At 47.4% G+C, this 19,746-nt stretch carries 19 protein-coding genes and 2 tRNA genes; 18 read left to right on the top strand and 3 right to left on the bottom strand.

All coding sequences use genetic code 11. The features are described 5' to 3' along the window. Position 1: 1 nt before the first annotated feature. The 16 genes from rpmG (at position 2) to fusA (ending at position 16,760) form a co-directional block, all read left to right on the top strand. Entirely contained in the window at positions 2–160 is a 159-nt protein-coding gene (gene rpmG, locus EAO37_RS02760; RefSeq protein WP_120944477.1) for a 50S ribosomal protein L33, read from the top strand. Between the two features lie 19 nt (positions 161–179). After that, a tRNA-Trp gene (locus EAO37_RS02755) sits at positions 180–255 on the top strand. 24 nt (positions 256–279) lie between these two features. Continuing rightward, on the top strand, positions 280–459 hold the full coding sequence (secE, locus tag EAO37_RS02750; protein ID WP_120944475.1) for a preprotein translocase subunit SecE: 180 nt from the start codon (positions 280–282) through the stop codon (positions 457–459). Positions 460–468: 9 nt separating this feature from the next. Next, the gene (gene nusG, locus EAO37_RS02745; RefSeq protein ID WP_120944473.1) at positions 469–996 is read left to right on the top strand and encodes a transcription termination/antitermination protein NusG; all 528 of its coding nucleotides are present in this window, start codon (positions 469–471) and stop codon (positions 994–996) included. A 9-nt stretch (positions 997–1,005) separates the two neighbouring features. Next, complete coding sequence (gene rplK, locus EAO37_RS02740) at positions 1,006–1,431, top strand: 50S ribosomal protein L11 (protein WP_120951421.1); 426 nt, start codon at positions 1,006–1,008, stop codon at positions 1,429–1,431. Between the two features lie 2 nt (positions 1,432–1,433). After that, positions 1,434–2,135 (top strand): 50S ribosomal protein L1, encoded by a 702-nt coding sequence (gene rplA, locus EAO37_RS02735; protein WP_120951419.1) that lies wholly within the window; start codon positions 1,434–1,436, stop codon positions 2,133–2,135. Between the two features lie 86 nt (positions 2,136–2,221). Next, a complete protein-coding gene (gene rplJ / locus EAO37_RS02730) occupies positions 2,222–2,704 on the top strand; it encodes a 50S ribosomal protein L10 (protein ID WP_120951417.1) in 483 nt (160 codons plus the stop codon). A gap of 9 nt (positions 2,705–2,713) precedes the next feature. Then, the gene (rplL, locus tag EAO37_RS02725) at positions 2,714–3,088 is read left to right on the top strand and encodes a 50S ribosomal protein L7/L12 (protein WP_120951415.1); all 375 of its coding nucleotides are present in this window, start codon (positions 2,714–2,716) and stop codon (positions 3,086–3,088) included. A 129-nt stretch (positions 3,089–3,217) separates the two neighbouring features. Then, entirely contained in the window at positions 3,218–11,878 is an 8,661-nt protein-coding gene (locus EAO37_RS02720; protein WP_120951413.1) for a DNA-directed RNA polymerase subunit beta/beta', read from the top strand. Between the two features lie 112 nt (positions 11,879–11,990). Beyond that, positions 11,991–12,377 carry a molecular chaperone DnaJ gene (locus tag EAO37_RS02715; protein ID WP_120951411.1) on the top strand — a complete coding sequence of 129 codons (387 nt, stop codon included), beginning with the start codon at positions 11,991–11,993 and terminating at the stop codon, positions 12,375–12,377. A 119-nt stretch (positions 12,378–12,496) separates the two neighbouring features. Further along, positions 12,497–13,015, top strand: coding sequence for a lecithin retinol acyltransferase family protein (locus tag EAO37_RS02710; RefSeq protein ID WP_120951410.1), 519 nt, complete (start codon positions 12,497–12,499; stop codon positions 13,013–13,015). Positions 13,016–13,060: 45 nt separating this feature from the next. Next, positions 13,061–13,378 carry a hypothetical protein gene (locus EAO37_RS02705; protein WP_120951408.1) on the top strand — a complete coding sequence of 106 codons (318 nt, stop codon included), beginning with the start codon at positions 13,061–13,063 and terminating at the stop codon, positions 13,376–13,378. Between the two features lie 99 nt (positions 13,379–13,477). Then, on the top strand, positions 13,478–13,636 hold the full coding sequence (locus tag EAO37_RS09210; RefSeq protein WP_162982167.1) for a glycine zipper domain-containing protein: 159 nt from the start codon (positions 13,478–13,480) through the stop codon (positions 13,634–13,636). Positions 13,637–13,802: 166 nt separating this feature from the next. Continuing rightward, positions 13,803–14,195, top strand: coding sequence for a 30S ribosomal protein S12 (rpsL, locus tag EAO37_RS02700; protein WP_120951406.1), 393 nt, complete (start codon positions 13,803–13,805; stop codon positions 14,193–14,195). Positions 14,196–14,204: 9 nt separating this feature from the next. Next, positions 14,205–14,672 carry a 30S ribosomal protein S7 gene (gene rpsG, locus EAO37_RS02695; protein WP_120951404.1) on the top strand — a complete coding sequence of 156 codons (468 nt, stop codon included), beginning with the start codon at positions 14,205–14,207 and terminating at the stop codon, positions 14,670–14,672. Between the two features lie 9 nt (positions 14,673–14,681). Then, on the top strand, positions 14,682–16,760 hold the full coding sequence (fusA, locus tag EAO37_RS02690) for an elongation factor G (RefSeq protein WP_120951402.1): 2,079 nt from the start codon (positions 14,682–14,684) through the stop codon (positions 16,758–16,760). A 505-nt stretch (positions 16,761–17,265) separates the two neighbouring features. Here the strand turns inward: fusA and EAO37_RS02680 are convergent. Next, positions 17,266–17,646 carry a hypothetical protein gene (locus EAO37_RS02680; RefSeq protein ID WP_162982938.1) on the bottom strand — a complete coding sequence of 127 codons (381 nt, stop codon included), beginning with the start codon at positions 17,644–17,646 and terminating at the stop codon, positions 17,266–17,268. A 407-nt stretch (positions 17,647–18,053) separates the two neighbouring features. On the opposite strand from EAO37_RS02680, the gene EAO37_RS02675 reads away from it, so the two are divergent. Together EAO37_RS02675 and EAO37_RS02665 are read left to right on the top strand one after the other, a co-directional pair. Further along, positions 18,054–18,299, top strand: coding sequence for a hypothetical protein (locus EAO37_RS02675; protein ID WP_120951396.1), 246 nt, complete (start codon positions 18,054–18,056; stop codon positions 18,297–18,299). A 181-nt stretch (positions 18,300–18,480) separates the two neighbouring features. Beyond that, positions 18,481–18,738 carry a hypothetical protein gene (locus EAO37_RS02665; protein WP_120944416.1) on the top strand — a complete coding sequence of 86 codons (258 nt, stop codon included), beginning with the start codon at positions 18,481–18,483 and terminating at the stop codon, positions 18,736–18,738. A 360-nt stretch (positions 18,739–19,098) separates the two neighbouring features. Here the strand turns inward: EAO37_RS02665 and EAO37_RS02655 are convergent. Both EAO37_RS02655 and EAO37_RS02650 read right to left on the bottom strand, forming a co-directional pair. Then, a tRNA-Met gene (locus EAO37_RS02655) sits at positions 19,099–19,175 on the bottom strand. Positions 19,176–19,217: 42 nt separating this feature from the next. Next, positions 19,218–19,682: a hypothetical protein gene (locus EAO37_RS02650; protein WP_120944420.1), complete on the bottom strand. Its 465-nt coding sequence runs from the start codon at positions 19,680–19,682 to the stop codon at positions 19,218–19,220. Between the last annotated feature and the right edge of the window lie 64 nt (positions 19,683–19,746).

Below are 19,746 nucleotides of genomic sequence, written 5' to 3'. Positions count from 1 at the left end.
CATGAAAGTCAAGGTTGGTTTGAAATGCGCAGATTGTGCGGAAATCAATTACAGCACAACCAAGAATGCCAAGACAAATACGGAGAAACTGGAGCTCAAAAAGTTTTGCCCTAGGGAAAATAAACGCACCACACATAAAGAGGTCAAACTCAAAAGTTAGGGGCGTTTGGGGGGGATAGAGGTCAGTAGCTCCAATGGTAGAGCGCCGGTCTCCAAAACCGATTGTTGGGGGTTCGAGTCCCTCCTGACCTGCCATGGTGGCAAGAGAAAGTTGGTGGAATGAAAAAGTGGTTATCCCAGTATAGATTGACAAAAGAGGAGCTATCAAAGGTGATCTTCCCACTCAAGGAGCAGATTCGCAATGCCCTTGTGTCTGTGGTGGTTGTGGTGAGCATCATCACCTTATTTTTGGCTTTGATAGATTTTGTTTTGTCGTCCTTTGTCGCTAGCATTCTATAGGGGGTTTTGATGGAATGGTATGCGATTCAAACCTATTCAGGCAGTGAGCAGGCAGTTAAGAAAGCCATTGAAAACATGGTGCGCGAGAACAATATTGGGGATCGGGTGCAAGAAGTGATTGTGCCCACAGAGGATGTGATCGAGCTCTCTAAAAAGAGTAAAAATAAAGTTACAGAACGCTCCCTTTACCCCGGGTATGTGTTTATCAAGGTGGATTTGGACACGGTGTTATGGCATAAAATCCAGTCCCTCCCCCGTGTGAGCCGTTTCATTGGGGAGAGCAAAAAGCCCACGCCTCTAAGCGATGCAGACATTGGCAATATTTTAGAGAAAATGACTCACCGCGCCGCGCCCAAGCCCAAAATTTATTATGAGAGGGGCGAGGTGGTGCGCATCATTGAGGGACCTTTTGCCAATTTTACCGCGACAGTGGAAGAATACGATGTGCAACACCGCAAATTAAAACTCAATGTCTCGATCTTTGGGCGCAATACCCTCATTGAGATTCTCTACTCTCAAGTGGAAAAAATCATCTAAGGAGCATGCATGGCAAAAAAAGTTGTCGGTGAGATTAAATTGCAAATCCCAGCAGGAAAAGCCAACCCCTCCCCGCCCGTAGGACCGGCTTTGGGGCAAAGGGGGGTGAATATCATGGAATTTTGCAAGGCGTTTAATGAGAAAACTAAAGACATGGGGAGTTTTAATATCCCTGTGATCATCACGGTTTATCAAGACAAGAGTTTTACTTTTATCACCAAAAAACCCCCCATGACCGATCTCATCAAAAAAGCCAGCGGGGTGGCTAAGGGGGCAGATAACCCTTTGAAAAATAAAGTGGGTAAGCTCACTTTGTCCCAAGTGGAGGAGATCGCTAAAAACAAGCTAGAAGATCTCAACACCACGGATTTAGAAGCGGCAAAAAAAATTGTGATGGGCAGTGCTAAGAGCATGGGCATTGAGATAGAAGGATAGACATGGCAAAGCTAGCAAAGCGTTTAGAAAAATTAGCAAACAAGTTTGACAAAGACAAGGTCTATAGCCTTGAAGAGGGTGTGGGGGTGCTCAAATCCCTAGCCTCAGCTAAATTTGATGAAACTGTAGAGGTGGCTTTGCGCTTGGGCGTGGATCCAAGGCATGCCGATCAAATGGTGCGCGGAGCGGTGGTCTTGCCCCATGGCACGGGCAAAAAAGTGCGCGTGGCGGTTTTTGCCAAAGACATTAAACTAGATGAAGCTAGAGAAGCAGGGGCTGATGTAGTCGGGGGTGAGGATTTAGCCGAGGAAATCAAAAATGGGAATACCAATTTTGACATGGTGATTGCCACTCCGGATATGATGGCTGTTGTGGGGAAGGTGGGGCGCATTTTAGGACCTAAGGGCTTGATGCCTAATCCTAAAACGGGCACCGTTACGATGGACATTAAAAAGGCTGTGAGCAATGCCAAAAGCGGGCAGGTGAATTTTCGCGTGGATAAAAAGGGCAATTTACATGCCCCTGTGGGTAAGGTGAGTTTTGAGGCGGCACAAATCAAGGAGAACATGTTAGAGTTGGTACGCGCGATCAATAAGCTCAAACCTAGCACCTCTAAGGGGAAGTATATCCGTAATAGCGTGGTGTCTTTGAGCATGTCCCCGGGTGTGCGCTTGAATGCCCAAGAATTGATGGATGTCAAATAGTTGATCTTAGACTGAAGAAACAAGGGCGGTCGCTTAAATCACTCTTAGAGTGTCCTTGTGGAAGTTGAAGTCGGAAAGGAGGAAACATGCATAGAGAACAAAAACAAGAGTTAGTCGCTACGCTGAAAAATGCCTTTAGCGATATGGAAGCCTTAGCGGTGTGCGACTATAAGGGCTTGAGCGTGAAAAATCTAGAAAAATTGCGCAACAGCGCGCGCGCGCAGGGTATTAAAGTGCAGGTGATTAAAAACACCCTAGCCAGCCTCGCACTCAAAGAGGCGCAACTACCCGCCCTAGAGCTCAAAGAAACGAATTTATTCGTTTGGGGTGGCGATCAAATCGCGCTTTCAAAAGTAGTGATGGGCTTTGCTAAGGAGCACAAGGAGCACTTTAGTGTGAAGCTTGGACTGTATGAAAAGCAGGCTGTAGATGGCGCGCACATTGAGGCGATCTCCAAATTGCCTAGCAAACAAGAGCTCATTGGGATGTTGCTCTCTGTTTGGAGCGCGCCAGCAAGGTATTTTGTTACCGGCTTAGACAACCTGAGAAAATCAAAAGAAGAAGCATAAAGGATCAACATGGCAATTAACAAAGAGGAGCTGTTAGAGTATATCGGGGGCTTGAGTGTTTTAGAGCTCTCTGAGTTGGTGAAAGCCTTTGAGGAAAAATTTGGCGTGAGTGCAGCTCCTACTGTGGTGGCTGGAGCTGGGGGCGGGGCTGTGGCTGAAGTGGTAGAAGAGAAAACCGAGTTTAGCGTGGTGCTGGCTGAAACTGGGGCTGAAAAAATTAAAGTCATTAAAGTGGTGCGTGAGATCACCGGCTTAGGGCTTAAAGAGGCTAAAGAAGCCACTGAGAAAACTCCCCATGTGCTCAAAGAGGGCGTGAATAAAGAGGAAGCCGAAACCCTCAAAAAGAAACTTGAAGAAGTCGGGGCGAAGGCTGAAATTAAGTAAACCGTCTTTGGAGGGGGAAAGCTATTTTAAGGGGATTTCCATGCGTATTTGCTAAAGCAGGCATTTTAGGTAAATGCGCGTGGCTATTTATCTACAATGCCAACTTTACACATCCCACAAAGGTTTAACATGCAACATTCAAGCTTGAATCACCGCTTGCGTGCGGATTTCACCAAAATGACTCAGGATTTGGAAGTTCCCAATTTATTGCTTTTGCAAAAAGACAGCTACGAGGCGTTTCTCTACCCCAAAGAAGGCAAAGAAAGCGGGATCGAGCGGGTGTTTAAATCTGTTTTTCCCATCCATGATACCCAAAACCGCATTAGTTTAGAATATGTGGATTGCGAATATGGCAAGAGTAAATACACGGTGCGCGAGGCGATGGAGCGGGGCATCACCTATTCTGTGCCCTTGAAGATTAAAATCCGTTTAATTCTATGGGAGAAAGACCCCAAAAGCGGAGAGAAACTAGGAACTAAGGACATCAAAGAGCAGAGTATTTTTATCCGTGAAATCCCCTTGATGACGGATCGCACTTCTTTTATCATCAATGGGGTAGAACGCGTGGTGGTGAATCAACTCCACAGAAGTCCCGGGGTGATCTTTAAAGAGGAGAAATCCACCACCAGCGCGAACAAACTCATCTACACCGGGCAAATCATCCCCGATCGGGGCTCATGGCTTTATTTTGAATACGATGCTAAGGACATCTTGCATGTGCGCATCAACAAACGCCGTAAGGTTTCTGCTACTATTCTCTTCCGCGCTCTGGGTTATAGCAAACAGGACATTATCCGTATTTTCTATCCCCTATTAAAGGTGCGTTGTCATGAGGGCAAGTATCTCATCCCTTTAGAAAGCATCAATCTCAATGAGCGAATCGAATTTGACATCAAAGACGCGCAGGGAAATTTATTGGTGTCAGCCAATAAAAAAATGGGGAGCAAAAAAATCAAAGACCTTAAAGAGAGTGGCATCGAATGGGTGGAATACCCCAGCGATATTTTACGCAACCGCTATTTGGCTGAACCCATTTTAGATGCCCAAGGGGAGGTGTTGCTAGATAGTCTCAGCTTGCTAGAAGCCCCCAAATTAGAAAAAATCCAAGAAGCTGGCGTGAGCGAGTTTGTGATCGCCAATGATCTAGCCAGCGGGCATGACGCGGCGTTGATTCACTCTTTTTTAGGCGATGCGGACGCGTTGCGCCTGCTCAAACAAAGCGAAAAAATTGAGGATGAGAGCGCGTTGGCTGCAGTGCGTATTTACAAAGTCATGCGCCCGGGCGATCCTGTAACCCCCGATGTGGCTAAGGCTTATGTGCAACAACTCTTCTTTGATCCTGAGCGCTACGATCTCACTATGGTGGGGCGCATGAAGATGAATCACAAATTGCATGTCAAAGTGCCCGACTATGTAACCGTGCTCACCCATGAGGACATCATCGCCACCATGAAATACTTGATTAAAATCAAAAATGCAGAGGGGCAGATTGACGATCGCGATCACTTAGGCAATCGGCGCATTAGGGCGGTGGGCGAGCTTTTGGCTAACGAATTGCATGAGGGCTTGATGAAAATGCAAAAGACCATCAAGGACAAACTCACCACCATGAATAGCGCGCTAGATTCTCTTATGCCCCACGATCTTGTCAACTCTAAAATGATCACCAGCACGATTTTAGAGTTTTTCATGAGCGGGCAACTCTCCCAGTTTATGGATCAAACCAACCCCCTCTCAGAAGTAACCCACAAACGCCGTTTGTCAGCTTTAGGGGAGGGCGGGTTAGTTAAGGATCGCGTGGGTTTTGAAGCGCGCGATGTCCACCCCACCCACTATGGGCGTATCTGTCCTATTGAAACCCCTGAGGGGCAAAACATCGGGCTCATTAACACTTTATCCACCTTTACACGGGTGAACGAACTTGGTTTTATCGAAGCCCCCTATAAAAAGGTGGTGGATGGCAAGGTGAGTCAAGAGGTGATCTACCTGACGGCGATCCAAGAAGAGGGGCAGGTGATCGCCCCAGCAAGCACGCGTCTGGATTCGCAAGGCTATATTGTAGATGACTTTCTAGAAACACGCGTAGGCGGAGAAATTGTCATGCGCGAAAAACACAAAGTAACGCTGATGGATTTGAGCTCGCGCATGCTCGTGGGGGTGGCAGCCTCTTTGATCCCCTTTTTAGAACATGACGATGCCAACCGCGCCTTGATGGGGACTAACATGCAACGCCAAGCCGTCCCCTTGCTCAAATCTGAAGCTCCCATTGTGGGGACGGGTATTGAGAGCATTGTGGCGCGCGATTCATGGGGGAGCATTAAAGCAACACGCAGCGGGATCGTAGAAAAGGTGGATTCTAAGAATATCTATATTTTGGGCGAGGGAGAACAAACCTACATCGATGCCTACTTACTGCAAAAGAATTTGCGCACCAACCAAAACACCTGCTTTAACCAAAACCCTATTGTCAAAGTGGGGGATCGTGTGCAAGCCGGGCAGATTATCGCCGATGGTCCTAGCATGGACAGGGGAGAATTGGCTTTGGGGAAAAATATCCGTGTGGCGTTCATGCCTTGGAATGGGTATAACTTTGAAGATGCGATCGTGGTGAGCGAGAAGATCACTAAGGAGGATATTTTTACTTCTGTGCATGTCTATGAAAAGGAGATCGAAGCTAGGGAACTCAAACATGGGATTGAGGAATTTACCCCGGATATCCCTGATGTTAAAGAAGAGGAGATCGCCCATTTGGATAGCGGGGGGATTGTCAAGATCGGGACTTATGTCAGCGCTGGGATGATCTTAGTGGGCAAGGTTTCGCCCAAGGGTGAGATGAAAAGCACCCCAGAAGAGCGTTTATTGCGCGCTATTTTTGGAGACAAGGCTGGGCATGTGGTCAATAAATCGCTCTATTGCCCCCCCTCTTTAGAGGGGATTGTCATTGGGGTGCATATTCTGACTAAAAAGGGCTATGAAAAGGACGCGCGCGCCATTAGCGCCTATGAAGAGGAAAAGGCGGGGTTGGATATTGAGCATTTTGATCGCCTGACAATGTTAAACCGCGAAGAACTCTTGCAAATCAGCACCCTTTTTTCCAAAGAGCCCCTAGAGGAGAGCGCAACCCTCAATGACACCACCTATCCCAAAGGGGGTAAAATCCCTAAAGAAGTGGTGATGGAGATCAATCGCTTTGGGCTGGCTTCCTTAGCCAAGAAATACCAAAAAAGCGTCCAAGATCAATTCGAGCACATTAAAGTCAATTTTTTGGAACAAAAGAAAATCCTAGGCGAAGAGCATGAGGAGAAACTCTCTATCTTAGAAAAAGACGATATTTTGCCCAATGGCGTGATCAAGCAAGTAAAAGTTTACATCGCCACCAAGCGCAAACTCAAAGTGGGCGACAAAATGGCAGGACGGCATGGCAATAAGGGCATTGTTTCTAATATCGTGCCCATAGCCGACATGCCCTATACGGCTGATGGTGAACCGGTGGACATTGTGCTCAACCCTCTAGGCGTGCCAAGCCGCATGAACATTGGACAGATTCTAGAGGTGCATTTGGGGCTTGTGGGCAAGCAACTAGGCGCACAAATTGATGCGCTTTTAAAAGAACACACCCAAGACATGCTTGCCAAATTGCGCGCCAAAATGCTAGAGATCGCCCATGTGGTCAATGTCTATAACGATAGCCTAGCTAAAATGTTAGAAAATTGCCCAGATGAAACCTTGCTGGCTTACGCGCGCGATTGGAGTGCGGGGGTGAAGTTTGCTATCCCCGTCTTTGAGGGCATTAGTGAGGAGCAATTCAAACGCCTCTTTGAGTTAGCCCAAATCGACCCAGATGGCAAGGTTGAACTTTTCGATGGGCGCACGGGTGAGAAGATGAAAGAGCGGGTAAATGTGGGCTATATGTACATGCTCAAACTCCACCACCTTGTAGATGAAAAAGTGCATGCTAGAAGCACGGGACCTTATTCTTTGGTAACCCAACAACCCGTAGGGGGGAAAGCCCTCTTTGGGGGGCAACGCTTTGGGGAAATGGAGGTGTGGGCGTTGGAATCTTATGGGGCAGCCCACACGCTCAAAGAAATGCTCACGGTGAAATCCGATGACATTAAGGGGCGCGAGAACGCCTATAAAGCGGTAGCAAGAGGCGAACATGTGGGCGAATCTGAAATCCCGGAGACTTTTTATGTCCTCACTAAGGAATTGCAATCTTTGGGACTGGATGTAAATATCTTTGGGGATGATGTGGATGAGTTTGGCGCGCCCAAGCCCATTGCGATCAAAGAGGACGAACGCCCCAAAGATTTTAGCTCTTTCCAACTCACCTTGGCTAGCCCGGATAAAATTCGTGAGTGGAGCTATGGGGAGGTTAAAAAGCCAGAAACAATCAATTATCGCACCCTCAAACCTGAGCGCGATGGACTCTTTTGCATGAAGATCTTTGGTCCTACTAAGGATTATGAATGTCTGTGTGGGAAGTATAAAAAACCTCGTTATAAGACTATTGGGAGCTGTGAGAAATGCGGTGTAGCCATCACCAGCTCTAAGGTGCGATCTTTTCGCATGGGGCATATTGAGCTAGCCACCCCTGTGGCGCATATTTGGTATGTTAATTCTTTGCCTAGTCGTATTGGCACGCTTTTGGGCATTAAGATGAAAGACTTAGAGAGGGTGCTTTATTACGAAGCCTATGTGGTGCAAGAGCCCGGGGAAGCCTTTTACGATTTAGAGAACACCAAACCGGTGTGCAAATACGACATTTTAAACGAGGAGCAATTCCAAAACATCGCACGCCACTACGAAAATAGGGGCTTTGTGGCGCACATGGGCGGAGAGGTGATCAAACAACTCTTAGAGGAGCTGGATTTAACCACTTTGCTCAAAAGTCTCAAAGATGAGATCAAGGCAACTAACTCTGATGCCAAGAAAAAGAAACTCATCAAACGGCTTAAAGTCGTAGAAAGCTTTTTAAATTCAGGTAACCGCCCTGAGTGGATGGTGCTTACCGCCTTGCCCGTCCTACCCCCGGATTTGCGCCCCCTTGTGGCTTTAGATGGGGGCAAGTTTGCCGTGAGCGATGTCAATGAACTCTACCGCCGGGTGATTAACCGCAACCAACGCTTGAAAAGACTCATGGAACTAGGCGCGCCAGAAATCATCGTGCGCAATGAAAAACGCATGCTACAAGAAAGCGTGGATGCGTTGTTTGACAACGGGCGCAACGCCAATGCCGTGAAGGGCGCGAACAAACGCCCCCTAAAATCTCTTTCTGAGATCATCAAGGGTAAACAGGGACGCTTTAGACAAAACTTGCTAGGTAAGCGCGTGGATTTCTCAGGGCGCAGTGTGATCGTGGTAGGACCCAATTTGCAGATGGATCAATGTGGCTTGCCAAAAACGATGGCACTAGAACTCTTCAAGCCGCATCTGCTCTCTAAATTAGAAGAAAAGGGCTTTGCGACCACCCTCAAACAAGCCAAGCGCATGATTGAGCAAAAAACTAATGAAGTGTGGGAATGTTTAGAGGAGATTGTGCATAATTATCCGGTCTTGCTCAACCGCGCCCCCACCTTGCACAAACAATCCATCCAAGCTTTCCACCCCAAGCTCATTGATGGCAAAGCGATCCAGTTGCACCCACTGGTGTGCTCTGCCTTTAACGCGGATTTTGATGGGGATCAAATGGCAGTGCATGTTCCCTTAAGCCAAGAGGCTATCACTGAGTGCAAGGTTTTAATGCTCAGTTCCATGAATATTCTCTTGCCTGCAAGCGGGAAAGCCGTAGCCGTGCCTAGCCAAGACATGGTGCTAGGGCTTTATTATCTCTCTTTGGAAAAAAGCGGGGTGTTGGGCGAGCATAAGCCCTTTGCTAGCGTGCATGAAGTGCTCACTGCCATCGACGCTAAGGAATTAGACATCCATGCTGAGGTGCGCGTCTTGCAAGGTCAGCACATCTTAAAGACGACAGCAGGGCGTTTAGTGCTCAAATCCATTTTGCCCGACTTTGTGCCCCCCCATTTGTGGAACAAGGTGATGAAAAAGAAGGACATCGGGGCACTAGTGGATTTCGTGCATAAAGAGAGCGGAATCGGACAAACCGCACGCTTTTTGGACAACTTGAAGATGCTAGGCTTTAGATATGCCACTAAGGCGGGCATTTCTATTTCTATGGACGACATTATCACGCCCGCGCACAAGCACCGCCTAGTAGAAGAGGCTAAAGAAAAGGTCAAATCTATCCAAGCCCAATTTGAAGCGGGTAGTTTGAGTAGCCAAGAGAGAACCAACAAGATCATTGACATTTGGGGGGAAGTCAATGAGTTGACGGGCAAAGAGATGATGGACACCATCGCTGCAGACAAACAGGGTTTCAACTCTATTTACATGATGGCAGATAGCGGCGCGCGCGGTTCTTCCACCCAAATTAGGCAACTAGGTAGCATGCGCGGGTTGATGACTAAGCCAGATGGCACGATCATTGAAACCCCCATTATTTCTAACTTCAAAGAGGGGCTCAATGTGTTGGAGTATTTTAACTCCACACATGGGGCGCGCAAGGGGCTAGCCGATACCGCGCTCAAAACCGCCACCGCCGGGTATTTGACGCGCAAACTCATCGATGTCGCCCAAAATGTCAAGGTGGTGCAAGAGGATTGTGGCACGCATGAGGGCATTGAGATCACAGACATTACTGTGGGGAGTGAACTCATTGAACCCCTAGAAGAGCGCATTTTTGGGCGCATTTTGGTAGAGGATATCATCGATCCACTCACCAATGAAATCCTACTCAACACCGACACTCTCATCGATGAAGAAAAAGCCAGAAAGATCATTGAAGCGGGGATCAAATCGGTCACGATTCGCACACCTGTAACCTGCAAGGCGCATAAGGGGGTGTGTGCTAAGTGTTATGGTTTGAATTTAGGTGAGGGCAAGATGGTTAAACCGGGTGAGGCTGTGGGGGTTGTTGCAGCCCAATCCATCGGGGAGCCCGGAACACAACTTACTTTGCGCACCTTCCATGTGGGTGGGACTGCATCGCGCAGCCAAGAAGAACGCGAGATTGTAGCCAATAAGGAAGGCTTTGTGCGTTTCTTTAACATCAAAACCTACCGCAATAAAGAGGGCAAGGACATCATCGCCAACCGCCGCAATGCGGCTATTTTTGTGGTAGAGCCCAAGATCAAAGCCCCCTTTGATGGGGTGTTAAAGATCGATCACAGCCATGAAGAAGTGATTATAAGCGTGGTGAGTGGGGATCAAGAGGCGCGTTTTGTCTTGCGCAAAAGTGATGTGGCTAAGGCTAATGAATTGGCTGGGGTGAGTGGCAAGATTGAGGGGAAAATTTACTTGCCCTATGAAAGCGGGCATGCCGTACACCAGGGGGGGAGTATCGCTGATATTATCAAAGATGGTTGGAATGTGCCTAACCGCATTCCCTATGCCAGCGAGATCGCCATTCATGACAACGATCCTATCACCCAAGATATTTATGCCAAAGAAAAGGGTGTGGTGCGCTACTACAACTTAGTGGGCGATCATTTGGAGCGCGCTTTAGACATCAAGGCGGGCATGATCGTAGAAGAAAAGGGGTTATTCGCGGTGGTGGCTGATGAGAACGATCAAGAGGCGATTCGCCATTACATCGCGCGCGGTTCTCTTGTGAGGGTGGAGGATAATAGCGCGGTGGAAAAAGAGAGTCTATTGGTGGAAGCCAACCAAGAGGCGAAGAATCTCATCGCCTCTTGGGATCCCTATAGCACTCCTGTGATCGCCGATGTCAAAGGGATTGTGCGCTTTGTGGATTTGATCGTGGGGGTGAGTATCACCACTAAGGAAGATGAAACCACTGGGGCGATCTCGACAACTATTAACGAACATGTCCCCAGCGATCTAAAACCCCGCCTATTCATAGAAACCCAGGGGCAAGAGGGCGTGTTCTACTCTCTAGAGCCCAAAACTTCCATCGTGGTTACAGAAGGGGCACAAGTGGAAATCGCCGATGTCTTGGCTAAAATCCCCAAAGCCACCGCCAAATCTAAAGACATTACGGGCGGTCTACCCCGGGTGTCCGACATCTTTGAGGCGCGCAAATCTAAACCTAAGGACACCGCGATTCTCTCAGAGATCGATGGGGTGGTGAGTTTTGGCAAGGCGGTGCGCAATAAAGAGAGAGTTACTATTGTTGGCTCAGATGGGCGCAATGTGGAGTATTTTGTTGACAAGGGCAAACAGATTTTGGTGCACCCTAATGAATTTGTGCATGCAGGAGAGGCTATTACAGAGGGCGTTGTGAGCAGCCATGACATCTTGCGTATTAGCGGAGAAAAGGAGTTGCACAAATACATTGTGAGCGAAGTGCAACAGGTTTACCGCCGTCAGGGGGTGAGTATCGCTGATAAGCACATTGAAATCATTGTTTCGCAAATGTTGCGCCAAGTGCGCATTTTGGACAGCGGGGACACCAAGTTCATCGAGGGGGATTTGGTGAGCAAGAAACACTTCAAAGAGGAAAACCAACGCATTTTAGCCCTTAAAGGAGAGCCGGCCATCGCCGAACCCGTTTTACTGGGAATCACGCGTGCGGCTATTGGGAGCGATAGCATTATCTCGGCGGCTTCTTTCCAAGAAACCACGAAGGTGCTCACAGAGGCAAGTATTGCTATGAAAAAGGACTTCTTAGAGGACTTAAAAGAAAATGTGGTCTTGGGGCGCATGATTCCTGTGGGCACTGGGCTTTATAAGGACAAGAGAGTCTGCCTCAAACTCGAAGAACAAGACTAATCCCTGCTTTTTTGCCCTCTTTAAGGGGGCTTTTACTCCCCCACCCCCAAGACCCCTTGACTCTCTCTCTCTCGCTAAAATGGCACTCTATTTTAAAATGCGAGGAGCAAACATGTTTATCCAAGATTTGAGTGTTGAACAACAACAAGTGTTTTTGTATTTGGCTAGAAAAGTCATTGAAGCCGATGGCGTGTTGCATGAATTGCAACTAAGCGCGCTAGATGTGATCAAAAAGCAATGTGAGTATGGCATTAGCGAAAAAGAAGTGCCTTTAAGCGAGCTGGGCAAGCTTTTCACCACCAACCACGCCAAACACGCCGTATTACTAGAGTTAACCTCTGTGGCACTAGCCGATAGCCGTTGGCATGACAATGAGAGAGACACCATTTACTCTTATGCCAAAGAAATGGGCGTATCTACCCAGAAAGTGGATCAATTCAAAGACTGGGTGGTGAAAAATTTTATGCTTTACCAAGAAGCCGTGAAGTTGTTGGATTAGGGGGAGAGGATGTTACCATTTGTAATCGGAGCCTTAGTGGGGACATTAGCTTCGCAGGCAGTTAAAGAGGTTGTCAATAAGTCTGGAGATGATAAAAAATGAAGTTAGGAGGGGAATAAATGTTACCTATTCTTGCACCTTTAGCCGGTATAGCTGGGTTATTCGTGGGGTCAGCAGCTGTTCAAGCTCTTTATGAATCTTTTATAGATGAATTCCCAACATATGACGATCCACCTGTTGGAGAGCCTAAGGAAGGCAGTGTTCTTTGGTGCCATATTTATAATTTATCGCATACGGGTATTTATGTGGGGGGAGGAAAAATCATACATTTGACGGGTAAAACCAACGATAAACCTTGCGAAATAGATGGGACACACAACCTAGATAGTTTTAGTGATGGCTGGGAAATTTATGTCTCTTGCAAAGGCAAAAATCCAGTAGGCTCTAAAAGAGCAGCAGAACATGCAAAAAAATGTGAAGGTCAAAAGAGGCAGTATAACCTAGCTACCCACAATTGCCATGGCTTTGTGGTGGAATGCCTAACAGGAGTTAAGCAAAGCGAAGTGCGTGCACGCAAGCCTGCCAAAGAAACAGCAGAACATACCGGCATGGACTGCTGGCGGCGTTGGGAAAGATAAGCCTAATACACGGTTATGATGGCAAATTTTATAAAGGAGACCAACATGGGCATTTTTGACTTTGTGTCGGGATTGGTGGGGGGCACTAAAGCACCAAGCCCTACAACCCCTGAAACCATTACAATCGATGAGGAGATTGCTAAACATGTTAGGGGCAGTGGGGATTCTAAGGCGAGCGATTTTGGCTATTCCTCTTGGCTTGCCTACTACAAAGAAAAACGCTACCCCAAGAAATCTAAAGAGGAACGCGCAACAATCACCTTGCCCTGTTGCCAATATGGATGTTCGAGCGATGCGGATAGAGGGGCGCATGTTAAAATTGAGGGGTATGGGGAGAAATGGTGGATTGTCCGTATGCCCTAGCCACAACCCACCCACAAACGAGCCCTTTAATGTCAAAGCAAACACTCTAGCCGTAAGACACCCTAAAAAGTGATTTTTACACCAAGTTGGGCTAGTGATATGGATAATCCCAAACCCCCCAAAGTCCCCAAGCCCTTAGCCGGTTTTGCCATTGGGGGCTTTTTAGGTTCTATGATCCCTCTAGTGGGCACTTTGGTGGGGGCAGGTGTGGGGACTGTGGTGGGGGGGTTATTAAGTCTCAAGGACAATGAAGAATAGTATTTTCAGATGTTTAGATTTTTGTGCTGATTCGCATAAAGGTGCGGAGATCGCTATAAGATCCGCAGAAATCTCTCTGCTCTTGCGCTTCTCTTGTGGGTGAAGTTAAAATCAAGATTTTTTAGTGTATAATGGGCGTTTTTGAACTTATTTAAAAAGGGAAGCAGTGCCTACTATCAACCAGTTGATCCGCAAAGAAAGGAAGAAAATCCTCAAAAAGACCAAATCGCCCGCTTTGGTGGAATGCCCTCAAAGAAGGGGGGTTTGCACACGGGTTTATACCACCACACCCAAAAAACCTAATTCAGCCTTAAGAAAAGTCGCCAAAGTGCGCCTCACTAGCAAGTTTGAAGTCATCAGTTATATTCCTGGGGAAGGGCATAATTTGCAAGAACACTCCATTGTCCTAGTTAGAGGGGGCAGGGTAAAAGACTTGCCCGGGGTAAAATACCACATTGTGCGTGGGGCGTTAGACACAGCCGGGGTGAATAAACGATCGGTTTCTCGTAGCAAATACGGGGCTAAAAAAGCCAAAGCCGGCACAGAAAAGAAAAAATAAAGGTAGGACATGCGAAGAAAGAGAGCACCGGTGAGGGAAGTGTTGGGGGATCCGGTTTACAATAGCAAGGTGATCACTAAATTCATCAACAAAATGATGTATGATGGCAAGAGAAGTGTAGCAGAGAAGATCATTTATGCTGCCTTGCAAAAGATTGAGGAGAAAAGTGGGGAAAAAGGCATTGAGGTTTTTGAAAAAGCCTTAGAAAATGTCAAGCCCCTATTAGAGGTGCGATCTAGGCGTGTGGGTGGGGCAACTTACCAAGTGCCCGTGGAGGTGCGCCCAGCGCGCCAGCAATCTCTCTCCATCCGCTGGATTTTAGAAGCCACGCGCAAGCGCAACGAGCGCGTGATGGTGGATAAGTTGGCTAATGAGTTATTGGACGCGGCTAGTGATAAGGGCGCGGCGTTTAGAAAGAAAGAAGAAATCCACAAAATGGCAGAGGCGAATAAAGCCTTCGCGCATTACCGCTGGTAAGGGAGGCTTATGGCACGCAAAACACCCCTAGAGAGAATTAGAAATATTGGGATCGCTGCCCATATCGATGCGGGCAAAACCACCACTTCAGAGAGAATCTTGTTTTACACCGGTGTCAGCCACAAGATTGGCGAAGTGCATGACGGCGCGGCGACTATGGACTGGATGGAACAAGAAAAAGAGCGTGGGATCACCATCACTTCAGCGGCTACCACCTGCTTTTGGCAAGATCACCAAATTAATTTGATAGACACCCCCGGGCATGTGGATTTCACCATTGAAGTGGAGCGATCCATGCGCGTGCTGGATGGGGCTGTAGCGGTATTTTGCTCAGTGGGTGGGGTGCAACCCCAAAGCGAAACCGTGTGGCGGCAAGCCAATAAATACGGCGTGCCCCGCATCGTCTTTGTCAATAAAATGGATCGCATCGGGGCAAATTTCTACAGCGTGGAGAATCAAATTAAGGAACGCTTAAAAGCTAACCCCGTGCCCATCAATATCCCTATTGGCGCAGAAGACACTTTTGTTGGCGTGATCGATCTAGTCGCCATGAAAGCGATTGTATGGAATAACGAGGCGATGGGGGCTAAATACGAGGTGCAAGACATCCCTAGCGATCTGCAGGCAAAAGCTCAAGAATATCGCGACAAACTCTTAGAAGCGGTGGCTGAGCACGATGAAGCCTTGATGGAAAAGTATCTAGCAGGTGAGGATTTGGGTGTGGAGGAGATCAAGCGCGCCATTAAAATCGGATGTTTGAATATGGCACTCATTCCCATGCTCTGTGGATCTTCTTTTAAAAATAAGGGTGTGCAAACTTTGCTAGATGCGGTGATTGACTACCTGCCTGCCCCTACAGAGGTAGCCGACATCAAGGGCATAGACCCTAGAAACGAAGAAGAGATTAAGGTGCAATCTAGCGATGAGGGGGATTTTGCCGGGTTGGCTTTTAAAATCATGACCGATCCCTTTGTGGGGCAACTCACTTTTGTGCGCGCTTATCGGGGTAAATTAGAATCGGGGAGCTATATTTACAACTCCACTAAGGATAAAAAAGAGCGCGTGGGACGGCTTTTGAAAATGCATTCTAACAAGCGCGAGGACATTAAAGAGGTCTACGCTGGTGAGATTTGCGCCTTTGTAGGACTCAAAGACACCTTGACGGGGGACACTCTTTGTAATGAGAAAAGTCCGGTGGTGTTGGAGCGCATGGAGTTTCCTGAGCCGGTGATTCATATCGCTGTAGAGCCCAAGACTAAGGCGGATCAAGAAAAAATGGGCGTGGCTTTAGGCAAGTTGGCTGAAGAAGACCCTAGTTTTAGGGTGATGACCCAAGAAGAAACGGGGCAAACTTTGATTGGGGGCATGGGTGAGTTGCACCTAGAGATCATCGTGGATCGCTTGAAACGCGAATTCAAGGTAGAAGCAGAGGTGGGGCAACCCCAAGTGGCGTTTAGGGAGACCATTAGAAGCGCGGTGCAAAAAGAGCATAAATACGCCAAACAATCTGGTGGGCGCGGGCAATATGGGCATGTCTTCATCAAGCTTGAGCCCAAAGACCCGGGTAGCGGGTATGAATTTGTCAATGAAATTAGTGGGGGAGTGATCCCTAAAGAGTATATCCCGGCAGTGGACAAGGGCATCCAAGAGGCGATGCAAAGTGGGGTCTTGGCAGGCTACCCGGTGGTGGATTTTAAGGTAACGCTCTATGATGGGAGTTATCACGAGGTGGACTCCTCTGAAATGGCGTTTAAAATCGCTGGATCGATGGCTTTTAAAGAAGCTAGCCGTGCAGCAAACCCTGTGCTCTTAGAGCCTATGATGAAAGTGGAAGTGGAAGTGCCCGAAGAGTATATGGGAGATGTGATCGGGGATTTGAACCGCCGTAGGGGGCAGATCAACGCGATGGATGACAGATTAGGGCTTAAGATCGTGAACGCCTTTGTGCCTTTGGTGGAGATGTTTGGCTACTCTACCGATTTGCGTTCAGCGACACAGGGGCGTGGGACTTATTCTATGGAGTTCGATCACTATGGCGAAGTGCCCGCTAACATCGCCAAGGAGATTGTAGAAAAACGCAAGGGCTAACTGGTCTATTGGTGGGGATAGGGAATCGTGATAATATTGAGGTCGCTCGCGTTGTAATCCTCTGGAGATGGCTACCTATTCTAACAGCAGAGCGGTTTGTGGGGGTGTTTTAGCCATAAACTCCAGCATCGGTATGAAAAGCGCGGTTAAGATGGGATTGTAACATCTACTCTCCAATTTTTGCTTTATAGAGTGTTTGCGAATCGTAAACAAGAGTTAAAACTAGAGGGGATAACATCCTTTTAAAACGATTTTGGCTTCTATTGATTTAAGGCAGTCGTTAAGTTTAGCCCGCTCAGCATTGCTAGTGGTGCAGTTATGTCCAAGTAGCACTCGTGCAGCGCTATCTTTTAGATAATCGTCTACTGTCACCGTCTCTAAATCTAGCCCGCTTTCTAGTTTCCCCCGTTCTTTGTAAATTGTCTTCAAGGACAACAGATTATATTTTTGCCTATTACTTTTAACGATCATATATCCGTCAACTTGCTTACCCATGACAAGATATTTACCCTTTAGGCGTGTCCTCGACTTTTATCCAGTCTGCCCTATTCACGATTTCAGGGTAGCTGGCAATGTTTTCATGAGCGATGGTTGTTTGTTTTCTTCTGCTGTGGAGAGCATGCCCGGGCTTTTTTAGAGCCAAAAGACTAAAAGGTTTTACTCCCGCGCCCTGATCAATCTGTTTAAAAATTTTATAAAGCCCGTAATCTTGCGCCACTCCATCAACACCGCGATGCTCTACAACGAGGTTAATATAACCCACTTTCTCACGCGTATAAGCCATGTGCTGGTACAAGATCGTCATCAAAGTTTTAGAGGGGGAGAACTGGGTTAGTTCGCTTATGTGGACAAGCACAAGAGAAAAACTCGAGCGCAATTTAGGCAACAAGCACATTCTCTACACAGATCTAAATTCGGCTTACCCTACCCGCAAGGAGGTAGCTAGGCGCGCCTGACCTAGTAGCAAATGCGCATTGCCGACCCCTAAGGCACATATGTCTATCCTCATCAAGTAGGGTTTTCATACTATCTAAAACCCCCCTTAAACGCACTTTAAAGTGCGAAATTAAAGAGAGTTTGCGCATTGGGTTAACTTTAGGCGCGCCAATTGCACTAAAAGTGCGGGTGGTTTAAGTCCACGCTTGAAATGTTTTAAGCAGTGGGCGCGCGCCCTAATTTTGAAGGTTTTGTTAGCCAACATGGCAAAGCCCCTATTAAGGTGTTTAAAAGTAAGCTACACTGGAATGATAAAGGGGAGATTCATATAGTCCCAGTCCAAATTAAGGGGTAGTAATGGAACACTTGCCTAATATGGATCAATATCAAGACCCCCTGAAGATCATCTTTGTAAACGGCGATGTGTGGGAGGGGGTTAAAACAGATTACATTTGTTACGCCCCGCCTGATTTACTAGAGGACGAACAGGATGAAGAAGATGAGCTTATGGTAACCTACAAAGGAGTGGCTTACACTCTACGCGCTAGTGAAATTAAAGAAATTATAGGCGCGCACCCCGCGCGCCCCATGTTAAAAGAGTGAAAAGCGTGGATCTAAAACACGCGTTTAAGTCCGATTAGTGCGCTGGACGCGTAGCGTCCAAATAGTCTTAAGTGGAACACGCTTGACCAACACAATTTAAGTCCCATTAAGACCCAACGCGCTAAAATCCACTTTAACAAGAATGGCTTCCACATGGTGCCATGCGCTCACAAGGAATAAGATGATCGAACTTAAGGACTGGGTAGAACACCAAGGCAAATACATTGAAGTTACCCTAGTGGATGGGCGCGTTTTTGCCGGGGTATTTGTTTTTTGTGAGTTTGAAAACCCCTTAAACGATATAGAAGAAGACGCGCTAGCTTTAAGAACCAACATCCCGGGCATCTATTCTTTAAAGGCGCGCGAGCTTGCCAATATAGAGGTTTTAAAAAAGCCTAGCTTGAACGATCCTAACTTTGTATTATCGTCGTGGATTTGAAGCCCCGCGCACCCATGCTAAAGCGGTAAGAGGCGTGGACTTTTAGGGTGCGTTTTAAGCGCATTCTGTGCACTGGACGCGTAGCGTCCACCTAACCGGTAGTAGCGCGTAAGATTTGAATTAGCACCCTGGATTTGAAGGCGGGGGGGAGAAAGGGAGTGGAAACAGCACGCGCTAGCGTCCGCTTTAAACTTAAGGCGCGCATTTTTCTAGCGTCCGCTAAAACGCATTTTTGCTTTTTTTTGCGCGCTACACTTGTTAAAATTTTCAAGGAGTGTGCAAATCCACCACGCGGGCGCGTTAGACTTAGGGCATGCATGGCAATCTTTAAACGCTAACTGTGAATATCAAAAAGGGGGATGGTGTCAAAGGGGGGACTTGAACCCCGACCTCCGGCTTATGAGACCAGCGCTCTAGACCAGCTGAGCTACCTTGACAAAAACGCCTATTATAAAGGCATTTTGCTTAAAAATACTTGATTAAAGCGTTACATCAAGAGCTTGGTAAGCCTGATCGTAGGCGTTTTTATAGCGATCTACGAAGTTTTGATCCAAACCTAGGGCTTTTTTAAACTGACTCTCTTGAATGGCTTGCAAGCCATCAAATTTACGCTCGATCTCCTTAGCGTCTTGTTGAATCTGCCCCCCGTAAAAACTTGTCAAGCTGTAGAGCGACTGGGCGGCTAGGCGTTTTTCATTCTCATTCATTCCCGCTGTGGCGCGCAAAAACGCGCTGTATTCGTTGTCGCTCATCAATTCCAAAACCAAAAAGCCATAGGTCTCGCGCTTCAAGCCATTGGGCTCGCGTTCCACTTTAGAGACTTCAGCGACCACTTCGGGCTGTTTCTCTCCCTTTGCAGGCATGGGAGCTTCCCCGCGTTCCAAGTGGGAGGCATTTAGCAAGGCATAAAGATTAGGTTGGTTGCGTATATCTTTAACTTCCATGAAATCCATCCTAAATCAAAGATACACACCCTGAAGCAAAAATTAGTCCAACTTGATTAAAGTC

The sequence above is a fragment of the Helicobacter sp. L8 genome (assembly GCF_003660355.1).
In the GTDB taxonomy this organism is placed as follows: Bacteria; Campylobacterota; Campylobacteria; order Campylobacterales; family Helicobacteraceae; genus Helicobacter; species Helicobacter labacensis.
This window is presented reverse-complemented; position numbering and strand designations above follow the sequence as displayed.